Source organism: Micromonospora sp. NBC_00421, assembly GCF_036017915.1.
Lineage (GTDB): Bacteria > Actinomycetota > Actinomycetes > Mycobacteriales > Micromonosporaceae > Micromonospora.
The window spans coordinates 4317661-4334907 of sequence record NZ_CP107929.1; the positions used below are offsets into that span (position 1 = coordinate 4317661).

Consider the following 17247-nt stretch of genomic DNA (forward strand, 5'->3'; position numbering starts at 1 on the left):
GCCGGGTCGGCGAGCCGTTCGTGGCGGGGGTACGAGGCGTGCGCCCGGCCCCGCCGGTGCCGGGCGGACCACCGACGGTGGGTGCAGTGCTGGCGGCCGGATCGGGGGCGGCGCGGAGTTCGTCGAGGAGGGCGTCGCGGTCGGTGAGGACGGTGCCGAGGATGCGTCGGCCGGCGGCCAGCAGGTCGGCCACGTCGGGGGTGCTCAGCGAGTACATGACCAGCGGGCCGTCCCGGTACGAGGTGACCATGCCGGCCCGGCGCAGCACGGCGAGCTGTTGGGAGAGGTTGGACGGCTCGACCTCGATCACGGCGAGCAGGTCACGGACCGGCTTCGGGCCGTCCTGGAGCAGTTCGAGCACCCGGATCCGCACCGGGTGCCCGAGGGTGCGGAACAGCTCCGCCTTGGCCTGGTAAAGCGGAACCGACATGGCACCCTCCCGATCAAGTCATGAAGACTTTACCACTTGCAAAACTCTTCAACTCACCAGTCGCATGGTTCGTGACTCTCGCTTCGCTACCCGAATCGGGCGGTGTGCCCCCGGCATACCTGCCGGGGGCACACCGCGCGGGTCAGTCGGAGCCGGGTCGACGGGTCGGGGCCGCGAAGGTCGGCGCGGCCTCGCCCTGGTCGCGGGTCGAGGCAGTCGGCGCACCGTCGGCGGGCTCGAAGAGCAGCCGCGAGCGCAACTGCCGGAAACCGGTGCGTTCCAGCTCCGCGACCACCGTCACCCGGTGGGCGTCCACGTCGGCCACCACCTCCCGGGCACCGTCGGCGGCCAGCGCCGCGACCGAGTCGGCCAGCAACTCGCCGCGCACCGCCCCGTCCAGCACACCGAGGTAGCCAAGCAGCGGGAAACAGGCGTCCCCGGTCGGCCCGGCAAGCCCCACCGGCTCCCCGGCGGCCACGGCGATCCGCCAGTTCGCGGCCGGGCCGGTCAACCAGGCCAGTGGGTCTCTGGCCAGGTCCACCCCGGCCACCGCCTGCGCGATCTCGCGGCCGGTCAGCACGTCCGGCTCGGCGATCCGGGCGACGAGGGCGTCGATCTCCCCGGCGTCGGTGGCCGGGCGGAAGGTGTAGCGCCCGGAGCCGGCCGGCAGCGGTGTGCCCGCCCACGAGCACCGGAGCCGCTCACCGCGCTCGACCAGCCCGGCGAGCCGGGCCGCCGCCAGCGGCGCCCGGACCACGGCGAGCACCTCCGGCCGACGCCGCCAGTGCGCGGGCAGGCCGGCGTAGTACCGGTGCGGGCCGCCGAGCGCCTCGTGGGCCGTACGCAGCAGTGCGGCACCCACCTCCGGCTCGGCGGTCAGGTCGAAGCGTTCCAGCCAGGGTGCGCCGGCGGCTCCGGGCGGCAGGAGCCACGCGGCCCGGCCGACCACCCGACCGCCCCGGAGGGCGACCCAGGTGCGTTCGGGACGGTAGCCACCTCCGGCGACGCCGTCGGCGTAACCGATCTTGCGCAGTTGGGGCAGCGGGTCGGGCATGGAGTCGAACAGATCTTCCTCGCCCGCGACGAGCGGGCGGATGACCAGGTCGGTCATGGGGAATCCTCCGGAAGGCGAACGCCCCGGTCAGACCCGCGTGGACGCCGGGACGCGGAGGGGGCGCAGAACATCGGACATCGTTCTGACCTCCTCCCGGCTCGACGGCGTGCCGCAGAACGTACTCGACTCCGCAGCACCGCCGCAACACCGCTCCCGCTGCTGCCGTGGACGGATCGGCGGCCGCACGGTCAGGCCGGTACGAAGCGGGCCGCGTCGGCGACGACGTAGCCGTCGGTGCCGTCGGTGCGGATCAGCACGCTGCCGGCCGTACCCGCCGGGAACCGGTAGGTCCCCAACGACACCCACTGCCCGCCCGAGGTGCGCTGGTCGACCACCCGGGTGGTCACCCCACCGTCGTGCACCACGTCGACCGGGACGTTGCTGGCCCGGTTCGGGTCGGCGGTCCAGCGCACCTGGACCACCCAGCTCCCGGCCATCGGCAGGGACGGGGTGAACCGCAGCCGGTTGACGCCCTTGCCGGTGTTGCCGTCGTGCTCGTAGTCCGACCCCCAGTAGCCGCCGATCGCGGTGCTGCCCACCCAGACACCGGACCGGGCGACCCCGGCCGCCCGGTTGTCCACCACGATCTCGCCGTCGGCGGTGGGCGGCCAGGTGAGGAGCTGCCCGTCGGCGCGCAACCGGGCCTGGAGGGCGGCGACGTCGACCTGCTGCACCGGCACCCCCGCGTCGAGCGCCAGCTTCGCCGCCGTCGCGGCGGACTGGGCGAGGATCATGAAGACCGGTTCCATCCGGATCGACCCGTACGCGATGTGGGTGGCCGACAGGCACACCGGCACGAACAGGTTGGCGCACTGCGCGGCAGTGGGCACGATCGACCGGTAGCTGATCGGGTACGGGCCGGGCACCCCGACCTGCACGTCGCCCTCGTTCTTCACCAGCCCGTTCACCACCACCCGCTGGCAGTTGTGCGAGTCCATCGTGTAGCTGGCCAACCCGATCGAGTCGGCGGCCCGTACGCTGCCCCGGCAGTCCCGCTCGGTCATCACGTACGCCGAGACCATCCGGCGGGCCTCGCGGACGTAGAGCTGTGGGGGCCAGTTGCCGGTGGCGGTGAACTCGTCGGCGGCCAGGCCCCAGCCGGCGACCCCCGCCCGGACAGTCGCCGGCAGCCGGGGGTCGTTGGCCAGGAACCACAGCAGGCCCTGCTGGTAGGTCCGGTGGTCGGCGACCAGGCTCGCCCGCTGCGCCCGGCCGGCCGTCGGGAAGGCGTAGTTCGCGCCGATGAAGTCGGTGGAGAACGCCCCGGTGTTGTTCGAGTCGGTCTTCCCGCCGCCGACGCTCTGCGTGGTGAAGAACGGCCCGGTGTAGCCGGCCTGCACGTACCGCAGCAGCAGTTCGTAGTCGGCCGGGTCGTAGCCGGCCGGCTGCGGGAACGGGACCCGGCCGGCGGCCTGGGTCAGGCACATCCGGAAGTTGTACGCCTGGATCCGGTCGTCGCCGGTGCCGTTCGGCGCGACCGGGGCGGCGGAGATGCCGGGGAGCAGACCGCTGGCCGGGCTGCCCGGCACCACGTACGGGTCGACCGGCCGGGTGAACTGGTGCTCCCCGCGCAACTGCACCCCGTTGACCGTCTCGCCGTACGCGGTGTTGGCCTCCCGGCCGACCGCGTACGACACCCCGGCGGCGGCCATCAGATCACCCTCGTACGTCGCGTCGACGAACATCGGCCCGGCGAAGAGCTGCCCGTTGTCGGTGACCAGCCCGGTGATCCGGTCGCCGGTCCGCGCGACCGTGGCCAGCGGCGCGTTCAGGTAGACCGGGACCGCGTACTCGGTGAGCAGGTCGTCGAAGACCTCGGCGGCCACGTGCGGCTCGAAGACCAGCCGCATCGGCGAGTCGGGGGTGACCGGGGTGCCCTGGTAGCGGGCGTACACCCGGCGGTAGAACTCCCCGGCGAGGCCGCCGATGGCGGCGCTGGTGCCGCTGTCGGTGTAGCCGAGTCCGCCAGTGGTGAGCCCGCCGACGTGGCTGCCCGGTTCGACGATCACGGCGGTGCCGCCGAGCCGGCGCATCTGCACGGCAGCCATGATGCCGGCCGAGGTCGCGCCGTAGATCACCAGGTCGACGGTGACGGTGCCGGCGGCGAGGGCGGGCAGGCCGAGACCGGTGCCGGCGGCGACGACGAGGGTGGCCCCGCCGAGGCGGAACAGGTGACGGCGGGTGAGCGCAGGCGACATCGCGGCTGCCCTTCGCAGGAGGGGAAGGAGCGCGCCGCCGCACCGGTATGCATCGACTTTCGTTGATCGGACGGGGGTTGTCAAGGGGCGGGTCAGCCGTCGACCAGGTCGTTGACGCAGCGCAGCACCGGGCGGCTGGTCAGCTCCGCCGGGTCCAGCGGCGCACCACCGGTCACCGTGAACGTGACCGACTCCCCCGGCAGCACTGTGACAAGGGCCGCGTCGACCTCGGCGGCCGGGTCGAGGCGGTCCGGGAAGAGGGTCAGGTCGCGCAGCACGGTCTGTGCGGTGACCCGGACCCGCTGACCACCCTCGACCTCCTCCACCGTCGCCTCGTAGCGGGCCGCCGGCCAGTGCGCGTCCCGGTCCTCGGCGAAGAACCACAGCGCCCGCTCCGCGCTGTCACCGGCCTCGGCGACAAGCAGTTCCCGGCGTTCCTCCTCCGCCACCGCCAGGTCCGCCGGCAGCGGCAACGTCACCGCCGCGTACGCCGGCACGTCGAGCCGGTACGAGGTCTTCGCCCTCGGCTCGCCGTGCAGGGTGGACCGGGTCACCGTGACCGGGGCCCGCCACGGGGTGCCCGTCTCGTTCACCGCCACCAGGGCCAGCCCGCCGTCACGGGGCTGGACGGTGAGCAGCCGGTCGGCGTACGCCCGGCGCAGCGCGTACCACAGGGGTTTGCGGCGGCCGTCGCCGTCGACGGCCGCCCACGAGGTGACCGGCCAGCAGTCGTTGAGCTGCCAGACGATGGTGCCGGAGCAGACGTCCCGGTGGGAGCGGAAGTGTTCCACCCCCAGTTGGATCGCCCGCGCCTGGTTGAGCTGGGTCAGGTAGTGCCAGTCGTCGAAGTCGGCCGGGGCGGGCAGGTGGGCGTCGAGCCCGCGTTGCAGCTTCGCGTCCCCGTCGGCGGCCTTCTGGTGGTGGGTCATCCCCGGTGAGTCGTGCGCCAGCGGCTCGTCGGAGAGCGCCCGGCGCAGCGTCGCGTACGCCGGGGGCGCCTGGTAGCCGAACTCGGCGACGAACCGGGGGACGTACTCCCGGTACTTCGTGTAGTCGTCGGTGTTCCAGACGTCCCAGATGTGCGTGGTGCCGTGCGCCGGGTCGTTGGGGTGGATCGCCTCGGTGCCCGACCACGGGCTACCCGGCCAGTACGGGCGGGTCGGGTCCAGCTCGTCGACCACCCGGGGCAGCAGGTCGAGATAGAAGCCCCGTCCCCAGGTGCGCCCGGCCAGCCGCTCCTGCCACTCCCAGTCGTGCCAGCCCCAGATGTTCTCGTTGTTACCGGTCCAGAGCACCAACGACGGGTGCCCGGCCAGCCGGGTCACCTGCTCCCGCGCCTCCGCCTCGACCTCCGTGCCGAACGGCTCCTCCTCCGGGTAGGCCGCGCAGGCGAACAGGAAGTCCTGTTGGACGAGCAGCCCCCGCTCGTCGGCGAGGGAGTAGAAGTCGGCCGACTCGTAGCGGCCACCGCCCCAGACCCGGAGCAGGTTGACGTTGGCGTCGGCGGCCTGGGTGAACCGCCGGGCCAGCCGGTCCCGGGTGATCCGGGTGGGGAACGCGTCGTCGGGGATCCAGTTCGCTCCCCGGACCAGCACCGGCACGTCGTTGACGTGCAGGGTGAACGGGGTGCCGTGGGCGTCGGGGGTGGTGTCCAGGCGTACCGAGCGGAACCCGATCCGGTGTGACCAGGTGTCCAGGGTGTGACCGTCCGCCGTCGCCAGGGTCACCGTCAGCGGGTGCAGCGGCTGTGCGCCGTACCCCCGGGGCCACCACAGCTCGGGGTCGGCGACGGTGAGGGTCAGCGCGGCCGTGCGCCGCCCGGCCGGGACGGTCGTCTCGCCGACCACCCCGGCGACCTCGGCCCGGACGGTCAACGGCACGTCGGCCGCCCGTTCGACCTCGACCTGCAGCTCCACCCGCCCCGCGCCGTCGATCACCGTCACCAGTGGACGGACGGTGCCCAGCCGGGCAGTGGACCAGGCGTGCAGCCCGATCTGCTGCCAGATCCCGGCGGTCACCACCGTCGGCCCCCAGTCCCAGCCGAAGTTGCAGGCCATCTTGCGGACGAACTGGAACGGCTCCGGGTAGGCGTTGGGCCGGTCGCCGAGCCGGTCCCGCTGCTCCTCGGCATAGCGGTACGCCGAGTCGAACCGGACGGCGAGGGTGTTCTCCCCCGGCCGCAGCGCCGACCGCACGTCGAAGCGGTAGGACCGGTGCATGTTGGCGGTGCGGCCGACCTCGACCCCGTTGAGCGTGATCGTGGCGACCGTGTCCAGCCCGGCGCAGACCAGGTCGACCCGGTCGTCGTCGCCGGGCCGGTGGACGAACGTGGTCGCGTACTCCCAGTCGGTGCGGCCGATCCAGGCGAGCGCCGTCTCGTTGTCGTCGAGGTAGGGGTCGTCGATCAGGCCGGCGGCGAGCAGGTCGGTGTGTACGCAGCCCGGCACGGTTGCCGGCACCGCCCGACCGGCCACGGCGTCGGGCACCTGCGGACCGGACACCGCGCGCAACCGCCAACCCTCGTGCAACACCTGCTCGCTCACGACTTCACCGCGCCTTCCATGATTCCCCGGACGATCTGCCGGCCGCCGACGAAGAGCATCACCAGCAACGGCACCGTGGCGATGAACGCCCCCGCGAGCACCCGACGGTAGATGACGTAGTTACCGCTCGCCAGATCGGAGATGGCCACCATCGAGGTCGGGTAGTCGGTGCCGCTGAGCGTGATCAGCGGCCACTGGAAGTCGTTCCAGGTGGCCACGAAGGTGAGCAGGCCCAGCACGGCCAGGGCCGGACGGATCGCCGGCAGCACGATGCTGCGGTAGATCCGCATGGTGGTCGCCCCGTCGACCCGGGCCGACTCGATCAGCTCGTCGGGCACGCTGTTGACGATGAACTGTCGCATGTAGAACACCCCGAACGCGGTGACCAGGCCGGGCGCGATCACCGCCAGCAGGGTGCCGTTCCAGCCGAGCTTTCCCATCACGATGTAGAGCGCGACGATGCCGAGCTGGTTGGGAACGGTGAGGGTGAGCACCACGAGGAGCATCAGCATGTTGCTGCCCCGGAACCGCAGCTTGGCGAAGGCGAACCCGGCCAGCGAGCAGAAGAAGAGCACCGAGGCGGTCACCACTGTCGACACGATGAAGCTGTTGATCAGGGAGGCGGCGAAGTAGACGTCCTGGAGGGAGAAGACCTCCTCCAGGTTGGCCAGGAACCGGTTACCAGGCACCACCGCCGGTGGCAGCTTGGCCAGCGCCTCGTCGTCGCTGGTGGCGATGACGAACATCCAGTAGAGCGGGAAGGCGGCGAACAGAAAGGTCAACGACAGCAGCAGGTACGTGCCGAGGCCGGCCGGGGTGTCCTGCGGCGCGCGGCCCGGAAGGGCGGGCCGGTGCCGTCGGCGGGTCGGTCCGGTGGGCCGTGGCGGGGCGACGACGGTCATCGGTGTCCCCTTTCGCTCGCGACTGCGGTACTCCGCTGCGCTACGTTCCTCGCGCTCACCGATGACCTTTCGCTCGCGACTGCGGTACTCCGCTGCGCTACGTTCCTCGCGCTCACCGATGACCTTTCGCTCGCGACTGCGGTACTCCGCTGCGCTGCGTTCCTCGCGCTCACCGATGACCTCCCGACAGGCGGTTGGTGAGCAGGGTGTTGAGGCCGGTGACCAGCAGGATGATCAGGAACAGCGCCCAGGACATCGCGGCGGCGTAGCCGAGGTTGAGGTCCTTCCAGCCGACCTTGTAGATGAGCTGGGCGATGGTCTGCCACTCGCCGTTCGGCCCGCCGGTGGCGGCCTGCGCGTTCAGGTCGAACAGCATCGGCTCGGTGAACAGTTGCAGCCCGCCGATGGTGGAGAGCACCACGGTGAAGACGATGACCGGCTGGATCATCGGCACGGTGATCCGCCAGAGCTGCCGCCACGGGCCGGCCCCGTCGATCGCCGCCGCCTCGTAGACGTCGCGTGGGATGGACTGCATGGCGGCCAGGTAGAGCAGGGCGTTGTAGCCGATCCACTTCCAGTTGACCATGGTGGCGATGGCGATCCAGGCGTGCGGCTTGTCGGCCCGCCAGTCGATCGCGGCGTCCCCGGTCCCGCCGATGCCCACCTCGGCGAGCAACCAGTTGGCCATCCCGAAACTGCGGGAGAAGAACGCGCTGAACACCATCGTCGAGGCGACGATCGGGGTGACGTACGGCAGCAGCACCCCGACCCGCCACCAGGTCTGCGCCCGCAGCCTGCGGTTGAGCAGCGAGGCGACCACCAGCGCCAGCAGCAGTTGCGGCACCGAGGAGAGCAGGAAGATGCCGAAGGTGTTGTAGAGCGCGTTCCAGAAGTCCTCGTCGCCGGCGAGCCGGCTGAAGTTCGCGACACCCGCCCAGTACGGCAGGGTCGGGTCGTCGAGCCGGTAGTTGCGTAGCGCGACGACCCCGTTGAACAGCAGTGGGAAGAGCCCGAAGACGCCGAAGAGCAGGAAGAACGGCGCGACCATCAGGTAGGGCAGGTAACGCATGTCGAAGCGGTACAGCCGGTTGCGCCAGTCGAGCGACCGGTCACCGGCCCCGGAGGGATCGTGCTCCGGCCCGTTGCGGTGACTCGACGGCGACGCGGCACGGGTGGTGGACACAGGACACCCTCCAGGGCCGGGGACGTGACGGGAGGTGCGGACGGTCAGGACGTGCCGGCCTTCTCGGCCTCCTTGACCGCCTCCGCCCAGGCGGCGTCCGGCTTCAGGGTCCTGTTCTGCACCCGGGTGATCACGTTCTCCACGGCGACCCGGGTCGGGCCGTTCTTCTTGCCCAGGTACTGCGGGGTCAGCCCCTGCGCCATCTTCGGGAAGATCTGCCCGACCGGCGCGTCGTTGAAGAACGGGTTCCTGAACTCGGCGATCGCCGGGTCGGCGTAGAGCGCCGGCTGTGAGGGCAGGTTGCCGACCTTTTTGAAGATCTCGATCTGCTGCTCCGGCTGGACCAGCCACTCCAGCAGCTGGTACGCCTCGTCGACGTGCCTGCTCTGCTTGGGGATGGTGAGGAACGAGCCGCCCCAGTTGCCGCCGCCACCGGGCACCGCGGCGATGTCCCACTTGCCCTGGGTGCCGGGTGCGGTGTCCTTGATGTGGCCGAGCATCCACGCCGGGCAGGCGAGCACGGCGAACGAGCCGGCGGTGAAGCCCTTGTCCCAGTCGGCCTGGAAGCTGGTCAGGTTGGCCGAGAGCCCGGCCCCGATCGCCTTGATCGTGTAGTCGAAGGCGACCTTCGGGCCCTGCTCCATCTGGAGCTGTTCCTGGTCGGTGTAGAAGCCGACCGGTTGCTGGCCGAGGATCGGGTTGAACAAATTGGTGCCGGAGTCGAGGAACTTCTTCCTGGTCTTGCCGGTGTACTCCTGACCGACCTCGATGAACTTGTCCCAGGTGGGCCAGAGCGCGGAGACCTGGTCCCGCTCGGTGGGCAGCCCGGCGGCCTTGAACAGGTCGGTGCGGTAGCACATGGCCAGGCCACCGACGTCGGTGCCGAGGCCGATCTGGCTCTTGCCGTCGGCCGACAGCGACTGCTTCCACTTCCAGGGCAGGTACTTGCTCTCGTAGGAGTTGGCGCCCTTGTCGAGCAGGTTGACGAACTTGTCGGACTGGCTGCGGAACTGGACCATGAAGCCCTCGTCGACGGCGGCGATGTCCGCCGCGCCGTTGCCGGCGACCAGCTTCTTCTGGAGATCCTCGTGCTGGGCGTTGTACTCGCCCGAGTTGAGCTGGATCTTGACGTTGGGGTGGTCGGCCTCGTAGCGGGTCTTGAGGTCCTGGAGACCGAAGTCGCCCCAAAAATTGATCTTGAGGGTGACCTGGCCGCCCTTGCCGCCCGAGTCGGTGGTGCTCTTGCCGCTGCACGCGGCGATCATCGTCAGGCTGACGGCACCGACCGCCGCCGCGCGGGCCCAGTGGGTCCAGGACCGTGTCATCTCATCCTCCGCGCACGCATGGGGAACGCTCCAGACATCGAGGAACGTTGACTGAACCGGATAAGTGAGGCCACCGTACGGGCCACCCCGTGCACTGTCAACGGCCGGTTAACAACGCTCTCGACCGGTAACCTGCGGGTGCCCATGGGAGCGTGACCAGTCGTGATGAGGCGGCTCTGTCGGCCCGCACGGCAGCCCCGCGCGCCCCTATCCGGGCGCGACGCGACTGCCGCGCTTAACCGGGCAAGCAGATCGTCCGCCCACGACGGGCAGGGGTCGACCACAGCCGGGGACACCGGCCGGACCAGGCACCGGTAGCGTGGGCACCGCCGGCGATCCCGGCCCCGTGGACGGCCTGCCCAGGCCGCGAGGAGTGGAGGAGACCCGCCGGTGAAGCGGCCGACCATCGCCGACGTCGCCCGACGCGCCGGAGTGTCCAAGGGCGCGGTCTCGTACGCGCTCAACGGGCAACCGGGCGTCTCGGAGACCACCCGGCAGCGGATCCTGGCGATCGCCGCCGAGATCGGCTTCAGCCCGAGCAGCGCCGCCCGCGCGCTCTCCGGCGCCACCGCCGACGCGGTCGGCCTGGCGCTGTGCCGGCCAGCCCGGATACTCGGCATCGAGCCGTTCTTCATGGAGCTGATCAGCGGCGTCGAGGCCGAACTCTCCGCCCGCTCGTACGCGCTGACCCTCCAGGTGGTGGCCGACCAGGAGGCGGAGATCGCGGTCTACCGACGGTGGTGGGCCGAGCGGCGGGTGGACGGGGTCCTCGTCTGCGACCTGCGTACCGACGACATCCGGGTGCCCGCCCTGGAAGAACTGCAACTACCCGCCGTGGTGATCGGCGGGCCGGGGCACACCGGCACGTTGGCCAGCGTCTGGTCCGACGAGGCGGCGGCGCTGGCCGAGACGGTGGAATACCTGGTCGCGCTCGGCCACCGCAAGATCGCCCGGGTCGGTGGTCTGCCCTCGCTGCTGCACACCGGCATCCGGACCGACGCCTTCACCGAGGTGTGCGGTCGGCTCGGGCTCACCGAGGCGGCGACCGTGTGGTCCGACTACACCGGCGAGGAGGGCGCCCGGGCCACCCGACGGTTGCTCAGCTCCGCCCAGCGCCCCACCGCGCTGATCTACGACAACGACGTGATGGCGATCGCCGGGCTCTCCGTGGCCCAGGAGATGGGGCTCGGCGTGCCCGCCGACCTGTCCATCGTGGCCTGGGACGACTCCCCGCTGTGCCAGCTGGTCCACCCGCCGCTGACAGCGCTCAGCCGGGACATCCCCGCCTACGGCGCGCACGCCGCCCGCCAACTGCTCGCCGTCATCGCCGGCGAGCCGGTCGACGGGCTCCAGGACGAGACGGCGCACCTGACCCCGCGCGGCAGCACCGCACCGCCCCGGGCGAGGTGAACCGGTTCAGGAAAGCCGCCTACCCGATCTCACCGGGGCGGTCGATCTCACCGGGCTGTGGTCGGGAACTCCGCGAAGTACGCCTCGACCCGTTCGGCGGTGGCCGGCCGCGCCAGCGCGTAACCCTGGCCGTACCGGCAGCCGGCCCGGGTAGCCCGGTCGACGTCCGGCTCGGACTCCAGCTCCGCCATCACCACCGTCACCCCCAGCCGCTCCCCCAGGCCCACCACCACGTCGATCAGCGGACGGGCACCGTCGGCCGGCACGGCCGGCTGCGGCTGCACCTTCAACAGGTCGATCGGCAGCCGGCGGAGCTGGGCCAGGGAGGCGTGCTCCGCCCGGAAGTCGTCGAGCGCGGTGCGCACCCCCATCGACCGCAACCCGGCAAGCCGGGTCACCACCGTCGGCAGATCGGTGCCGAGCCTCGACGCGGCGATCTCCAGCACCAGCCGTTCCGCCGGGACGTTGTGCCCGGCCAACACCGCCGCCACCCGGGGCACCAGATCCGGCGCCAACAGCTCGGCCAGGGTGACGTTGACCGCCAGCCACAGTTCCCGGCCCCCGTACGACCAGTCGGCGAGCTGCCGGCAGGCCCGGTCCAGCACCCACCTACCCAGCTCACCCAGCAGGCCGAGATCCTCGGCGACGGGTAACAACTCGGCCGGCAGCACGGTGCCCAGGACCGGGCTGCGCCACCGCAACAACGCCTCGATGCCGGCGGGGCGCCGGTCGGCCAACGCCAGCACCGGCTGGTAGACCAGGTCCAACTCGCCCCGGGCCAGCGCGCCGGGAAGTTCCCGTTCCAGGTCCAGCCGGCGGACCAGTTGCTCCTCCAGGCAGGCGTCGTAGAACTCGACCCGGTTCCGGCCGAGCTGGACGGCCCGGCGACGCGCCAGTTCGGCCTGGCGCAGCACGTCCGGCGGCCCCGCGCCGGCCAGCTCGGCCAGGCCCACGCCGACCCGTAACCGCACCATCCCCGTCGACACCGGACACGGCTCGGTCAACGCGGCGAGCAGTCGTCCGCCCAACGCGTACGCCGGCACCGAGGCGGCATCGGTGACCACCGCGAACTCCGTGCCGGACAGCCGGGCCACCAGGTCCCGGGGACCGACCACGTCACGCAGCCGGCGGAGGGTGGTGGTCAGGACGGCGTCGGCCCCCGCGGGAGCGGGCCCGTCCGGCGACAGGTCGAGGCCGTGCACGTCGAGCACGAGCAGGGCACCGGGCGTGCCGCACCGCTCGTCGAGCACCCGCAACAGCTCCCGCCGGGTGGCCAGCCCGGTGAGCGGGTCGGTGGCCGCGATCCGACGCAGCTCACGTTCCCACCGGCGGCGTTCCCCGACGTCCCGCACGTGCAGCACCACCGCGGCAACCTCCGGCACGTCCCGCTGGTCGCTCACCGTCGACTCGATCTCGCGCCAGCCACCGTCACCGGCCCGCATCCTGGCCACCAGCAGCGGCGGAACACCGTCGTCGGGCTGCGCGGCCAGCCGGGCCAGGACGACCGGGGCGTCGTCCGGGTGCAACAGGTCGGCCAGCGCCAGCCCGCACACCTCGTCCTGGCGCAGCCCGAACCAGCGCTCGCCGGCCTCCGACAGCCAGTGGACCCGCAACCCGTCGTCGAGCACCAGGGTCAGGTCGCGACCACCCGAGACCAACGTCCGGAAATACGCCTCCCGGGCGGCCAGCAGGCCCGCCCACCGTCGGTTGTCGGTCGCGGAGATCAACTCCCGGCCCACCAACGGCGGGATCACCGCCAGCCCCAGCAGGACGGCGGTCCGGGTGAAGCCGCCCACGAACACCAGGTGGCCGACCGCCGCCACGGTGGCCACCACCGCGGGGGCGGTCACCCGTGGCCAGGCCGGCGGTGGACCGGACAGACCGGCCGGGTCACCCGCCGAGACCCGGGCCATCGCGGTGGCGGTCAGCAGCGCCCCGCCGGCCAGCAACGGCACCGCGGTCAGCAGCGCCGCCCCGGGGGCCCGGTAGGCCAGCAGTGCCACCAGGTCGGCCAGCCCGAGCAGGACGGCCGCCGCCCCGACCCGACAGCGGGCCGCCCCGGGACGACGACGCCCGTCGGCCAACGCGCTCACCAGCAACCCGGCCAGACCACCCGCGCCGACCACGGTGACCACCCGGACCACCGGCGGCACCGGACCGGGCGGGACCAGCACCCAGCCGGCGAAGAGCAGCGCGGTGCCCAGGCCGAGCACGTCCACCCCACGGCGCAACCGGGCCCGGGGAGTCAGCCGGGAGTGGCCGGGCAGCAGGAGCAGACCGACCGCGTACGCCAGGGTGGCCACGCCGAGCCCGACCGCCGCGACCTCGACCCGCCGTACCGTCGGCGTCAGCGGTAACACCGCCACGGTCAGCCCGGCCACCGTCACCGCGGCGTTGAGCAGGGCGGCGGCCCGGCGGCGGTGCCGGGCCCGCCGGTCCGGGCCACCCGTGGTGGTCAGTCGGAACAGTCGACGGATGGCCAGCGCGCAGCCGCCGGCGCCGGCGAGCGCGGTGGCCGCCAGCGGCGGGAGGACATCTGCCAGGCCGGCACCGATCAGCAGCGCGGCGAGCAGCGAGAACACGATCGGGGCGGACGGTGGGCGGCGGAGGAGGGGAGCGACGGTCACGGCGGTCGCCTTCGTGAGGGGGACACGGGCCGGTGCAGAAGGGGTTAGCGTTTCAACGAGCCGCAATCCCCCCGGTTATGCCCCTCTGCCGTGACCCGCGTCACCTATTCGCGGCGGCAGCCCCGGGTGCCGGTCGGCCCGGCCGCAGGTGGGATCATCGGGGGGTGAGTAGCGCCGACACCATCCGCTTCCGGCACAACCAGGCCATCCTGGTCGCGGCCGTGATCGCCACCGTCGGCGCGCTGCCCCTGGCCGCCGCCCGGTGGTACCTGCTGCCCGTACTGCTGATCCCGCTTGTCGTCGCGGTCTGGGCCTGGCGCTCCGGCACCGACGCCGACCCGCGCGAGCTGCGGCTGCGAGCGCTGGCCGGAAGCCGACGGGTGCCCTGGGAACAGGTCGTCGAGTTGGCCGCCGACCCACGCGGCCGGGCCGTCGTCCGGCTCGCCGACGGGCATCAGCTGCCCCTTCCCGCCGTCCGCGGCGCGGACCTGCCCCGACTGGTCTCGATCACCGGGCAGACCCGGCCCGACACCCACTGAGCCGGGCAGCCGCCCCACCGGTCCGGAGCCCCACCATCCGAGCTGTGCGCCGGCCCGCCCACAGCGGCGCTGTCAGTAGCCGTCCACCACCCGGTTGACGAGCGGCGTCCCGGCGGCGAACCGGCGCACCTGCTCCCCCACCAGCCGGTACGCCCGGGGCAGCAGCCCGCGCACCGAGCCGGCGACGTGCGGGGTGAGCAGCACGTTCGGCAGCTCCCAGAGCGGATGGTCGGCGGGCAACGGCTCCGGTTCGGTCACGTCCAGCGCCGCCCGCAGCCGGCCCGAGGTCAGCTCCGCGACCAGCGCCGAGGTGTCCGCCACCGGGCCACGGGCGGCGTTGACCAGCAGCGCCCCGTCCGGCATGGCGGCCAGGAAGTCGGCGTCCACCAACCCCCGGGTGGCGTCGGTCAACGGCACCAACAGCACCACCACGTCGGCCTCGGGCAACAACCGCGGCAACTCGGCCACCGCGTGGACCCCTTCGGCCGGCCGGGCGCTGCGGGCGACCAGGGTGAAGGTGACGTCGAACGGGGCCAGCCGGTCCCGTACCGCCGCGCCGATCGAGCCGGCCCCCACGATCAGCACCCGCTTGCCGGTCAGCTCGTCGGTCGGCGCGACCTGGTCGTACGCCCACTCCCGCCGGGCCTGGGCGCGGGCCAGCGCCGGGAAGCCGCGCAACTGGGCGAGGATCGCGGTGACCACCCACTCGGCGGTGCCGGCGTCGTGCACCCCCCGGGCGTCGCACAGGGTGACCCCGGCAGGCACCCGACCGGTCCAGGCGTCCGCCCCCGCGGAGAGGAGCTGCACCACCGCCAGGTCGGGCAGCCGGTCCAGCATCGTCGTGGTGTCCGTGCCGGCCAGGAACGGCGGCACCCAGAACCGGACGTCCGCCGGGTCGCCGGGGGGATTCGCCGGATCGGTCCACGGCTGTACGGTGACACCGCACGGCACCGGCCCGAGCAGCTCGACACCGGCGGAATGCGGAATCCATACCTTCACGCGTGCCGACGATAGCCCTCCGACGGCGGCCCGTGCAGACGGGCCGGCCGACCGACGCCGCACCGGGCGACGTCGCCCACGTCCACAGGCGCGGATCGGCCGGGGCAGGTATAACCGAGGGTCGGACGTCGAACGGCGTCCCCCATCACGGCAGACAGGTGGTCGATGACCGAACGCACCGAACGGCCGGCCGTCGACATCCCCGCACTGGCCGACCCGGCCCGGCTGCGGTCGCTTACCGACACCGGTCTGGGCGCCGCGCCGGACGAGGCGTTCGACAGGTTCGCCCGGCTGGTCAGCGACCTGCTCGACGTGCCGGTGGCGCTGGTCTCCCTGGTCAGCGAGACCCGACAGTTCTTCCCCGGCGCGGTCGGGTTGCCCGACCCGTGGGCCGCCCGCCGGCAGACCCCGCTGAGCCACTCGTTCTGCCAACACGTGATCGACACCGAGATCCCGCTGGTGCTGCCGGACGCCCGGCTCTATCCCCGGGTACGGGACAACCTGGCCGTGCCGGAACTGGGCGTCATCGCGTACGCCGGGATGCCGCTGACCGACCTGGACGGCCGGGTGCTCGGCTCGCTGTGCGCGATCGACAGCAAACCCCGGGCCTGGACGAAGGCCCAGCTACGCACCCTGGCCGACCTGGCGGCGGCCTGCTCCTCGGAGCTGCGGCTGCGGATCGCGCTGGATGCGGCCGAGGAGGCCCGCCGCCTGGTCGAGCAGGCACACGACCGGCTCAACCTGCTCGCCTCGCTGAGCGAGACCCTGGCCGGGACACTCGACGTGGAGACGGCGGTGGGACGGCTGGCCGACGCGGTGGTGCCGTTGCTTGCCGACTGGGCCACGGTGACCCTGGTCGACCGGGCAGGCACCCCCCGACGGGTCACCGCCGTGCACCGTGATCCGGCCCGCGCCGCCGAGGTGGCCCGGCTCGGCGAGCTCGCGCTCCACCGGCTCGGCCCGGCCTCGATCACCCGGACGGTGCTGCGGACCGGCCAGCCGGTGCTGCGCGGCGTCGCCGACCTGGCCGACATCCGGCAGGCCAGCGACGCCCCGGAGCTGGTGACCCTCGCCGAACGGCTGGGCTTCGCCTCGCACCTGACCGTGCCGGTGCCGGCCCCCGGCCGGGGCGCGGTGATGGGCGCGGTGACCCTGGTCAACGGGCCGGGTCGGCGGGCCTTCGACGACGACGACCTGGGTACCGCACTGGAGATCGGCCGTCGCGCCGGGCAGGCGGTCGGCAACGGGTGGATCTACGGCGAGCAGCGGCACGTCGCCGAGGTGCTGCAGCACAGCATGCTCCCGCAGTTGCCGCAGAGCCCGTGGGTCGAGCTGGTGGCCCGCTACCAGCCGGCCGCCGACCGGGTGGAGGTGGGCGGCGACTGGTACGACGCCTTCGTCCAGCCCGACGGCGACCTGATCGCCGCGATCGGGGACGTCGCCGGCCACGACATCGAGGCCGCCGCGACGATGGGGCAGCTCCGCAACCTGGTGCGGGGCAACGCGTACGGTCGCAGCGACCCGGTCGACGAGTTGATGCGGCGGTTGGACGCCACCATCTCGGGGCTGCACATCCCGACCGCCGCCACGGCGGTGCTGGCCCGACTGCGGCCGGCCCCGGGCGGGGTCGCGGTCACCTGGTGCAACGCCGGCCATCCCGCGCCGCTGCTGGTCACCGCCGACGGCGGCGTACGACTGCTCGGCGGCCGCCGGGAGCCGCTGCTGGGGTTCACCCGCCCGGTCCCGCGGACCGGGGCGGAGGTGCTGCTCGCTCCCGGGGACACCCTGCTGCTCTACACCGACGGGCTGGTGGAACGGCGGGACCAGCCGATCGACGAGGGCATGGCGCAGTTGTGCGAACGGGTCGCCGCCGCCGGTGCCCGGCCCGCCGCCGACCTGTGCGACCTGCTGCTCGGCACCGAACAGCGGCGCGAGGACGACGTGGCGTTGTTGGCCGTACGGGCCCGCTGAGGCGTC

Annotated in this window: 11 protein-coding genes and 1 pseudogene; 3 read left to right on the plus strand and 9 right to left on the minus strand. The window is 72.7% G+C overall.

Annotated features, from left to right (window positions below):
* Positions 1–106: 106 nt before the first annotated feature.
* The 7 genes and pseudogenes from OHQ87_RS17950 to OHQ87_RS17980 form a co-directional block, all read right to left on the minus strand.
* Positions 107–430, minus strand: a pseudogene (locus OHQ87_RS17950) (ArsR/SmtB family transcription factor); the annotation flags it as partial.
* A gap of 142 nt (positions 431–572) precedes the next feature.
* Positions 573–1541, minus strand: a complete 969-nt coding sequence (locus OHQ87_RS17955; RefSeq protein ID WP_328339300.1) for an acetyltransferase — start codon at positions 1539–1541, stop codon at positions 573–575.
* Positions 1542–1732: 191 nt separating this feature from the next.
* Positions 1733–3742 (minus strand): FAD-dependent oxidoreductase, encoded by a 2010-nt coding sequence (locus OHQ87_RS17960; RefSeq protein WP_328339302.1) that lies wholly within the window; start codon positions 3740–3742, stop codon positions 1733–1735.
* Between the two features lie 92 nt (positions 3743–3834).
* Positions 3835–6285 carry a glycoside hydrolase family 2 protein gene (locus tag OHQ87_RS17965; RefSeq protein ID WP_328339304.1) on the minus strand — a complete coding sequence of 817 codons (2451 nt, stop codon included), beginning with the start codon at positions 6283–6285 and terminating at the stop codon, positions 3835–3837.
* Positions 6282–7187: a carbohydrate ABC transporter permease gene (locus tag OHQ87_RS17970; protein ID WP_328339306.1), complete on the minus strand. Its 906-nt coding sequence runs from the start codon at positions 7185–7187 to the stop codon at positions 6282–6284. The genes OHQ87_RS17965 and OHQ87_RS17970 overlap by 4 nt, the downstream gene beginning before the upstream one ends.
* Positions 7188–7356: 169 nt before the next feature.
* A complete protein-coding gene (locus OHQ87_RS17975; protein ID WP_442930504.1) occupies positions 7357–8370 on the minus strand; it encodes a carbohydrate ABC transporter permease in 1014 nt (337 codons plus the stop codon).
* Positions 8371–8414: 44 nt separating this feature from the next.
* The gene (locus tag OHQ87_RS17980; protein WP_328339308.1) at positions 8415–9695 is read right to left on the minus strand and encodes an ABC transporter substrate-binding protein; all 1281 of its coding nucleotides are present in this window, start codon (positions 9693–9695) and stop codon (positions 8415–8417) included.
* 390 nt (positions 9696–10085) lie between these two features.
* Between OHQ87_RS17980 and OHQ87_RS17985 the strand changes: the two genes are divergently transcribed.
* A complete protein-coding gene (locus OHQ87_RS17985) occupies positions 10086–11105 on the plus strand; it encodes a LacI family DNA-binding transcriptional regulator (protein WP_328339310.1) in 1020 nt (339 codons plus the stop codon).
* Between the two features lie 47 nt (positions 11106–11152).
* Here OHQ87_RS17985 and OHQ87_RS17990 read toward each other — a convergent pair whose 3' ends face one another.
* Entirely contained in the window at positions 11153–13732 is a 2580-nt protein-coding gene (locus OHQ87_RS17990) for a putative bifunctional diguanylate cyclase/phosphodiesterase (RefSeq protein WP_328339312.1), read from the minus strand.
* A 164-nt stretch (positions 13733–13896) separates the two neighbouring features.
* Between OHQ87_RS17990 and OHQ87_RS17995 the strand changes: the two genes are divergently transcribed.
* Positions 13897–14271, plus strand: coding sequence for a PH domain-containing protein (locus OHQ87_RS17995; RefSeq protein ID WP_328339313.1), 375 nt, complete (start codon positions 13897–13899; stop codon positions 14269–14271).
* A gap of 72 nt (positions 14272–14343) precedes the next feature.
* Here the strand turns inward: OHQ87_RS17995 and OHQ87_RS18000 are convergent, their stop codons facing one another.
* Positions 14344–15270, minus strand: a complete 927-nt coding sequence (locus OHQ87_RS18000; RefSeq protein ID WP_328339315.1) for a 2-hydroxyacid dehydrogenase — start codon at positions 15268–15270, stop codon at positions 14344–14346.
* A 165-nt stretch (positions 15271–15435) separates the two neighbouring features.
* Between OHQ87_RS18000 and OHQ87_RS18005 the strand changes: the two genes are divergently transcribed.
* Positions 15436–17241, plus strand: coding sequence for a GAF domain-containing SpoIIE family protein phosphatase (locus OHQ87_RS18005; RefSeq protein ID WP_328339318.1), 1806 nt, complete (start codon positions 15436–15438; stop codon positions 17239–17241).
* The last annotated feature ends 6 nt before the right edge of the window (positions 17242–17247 follow it).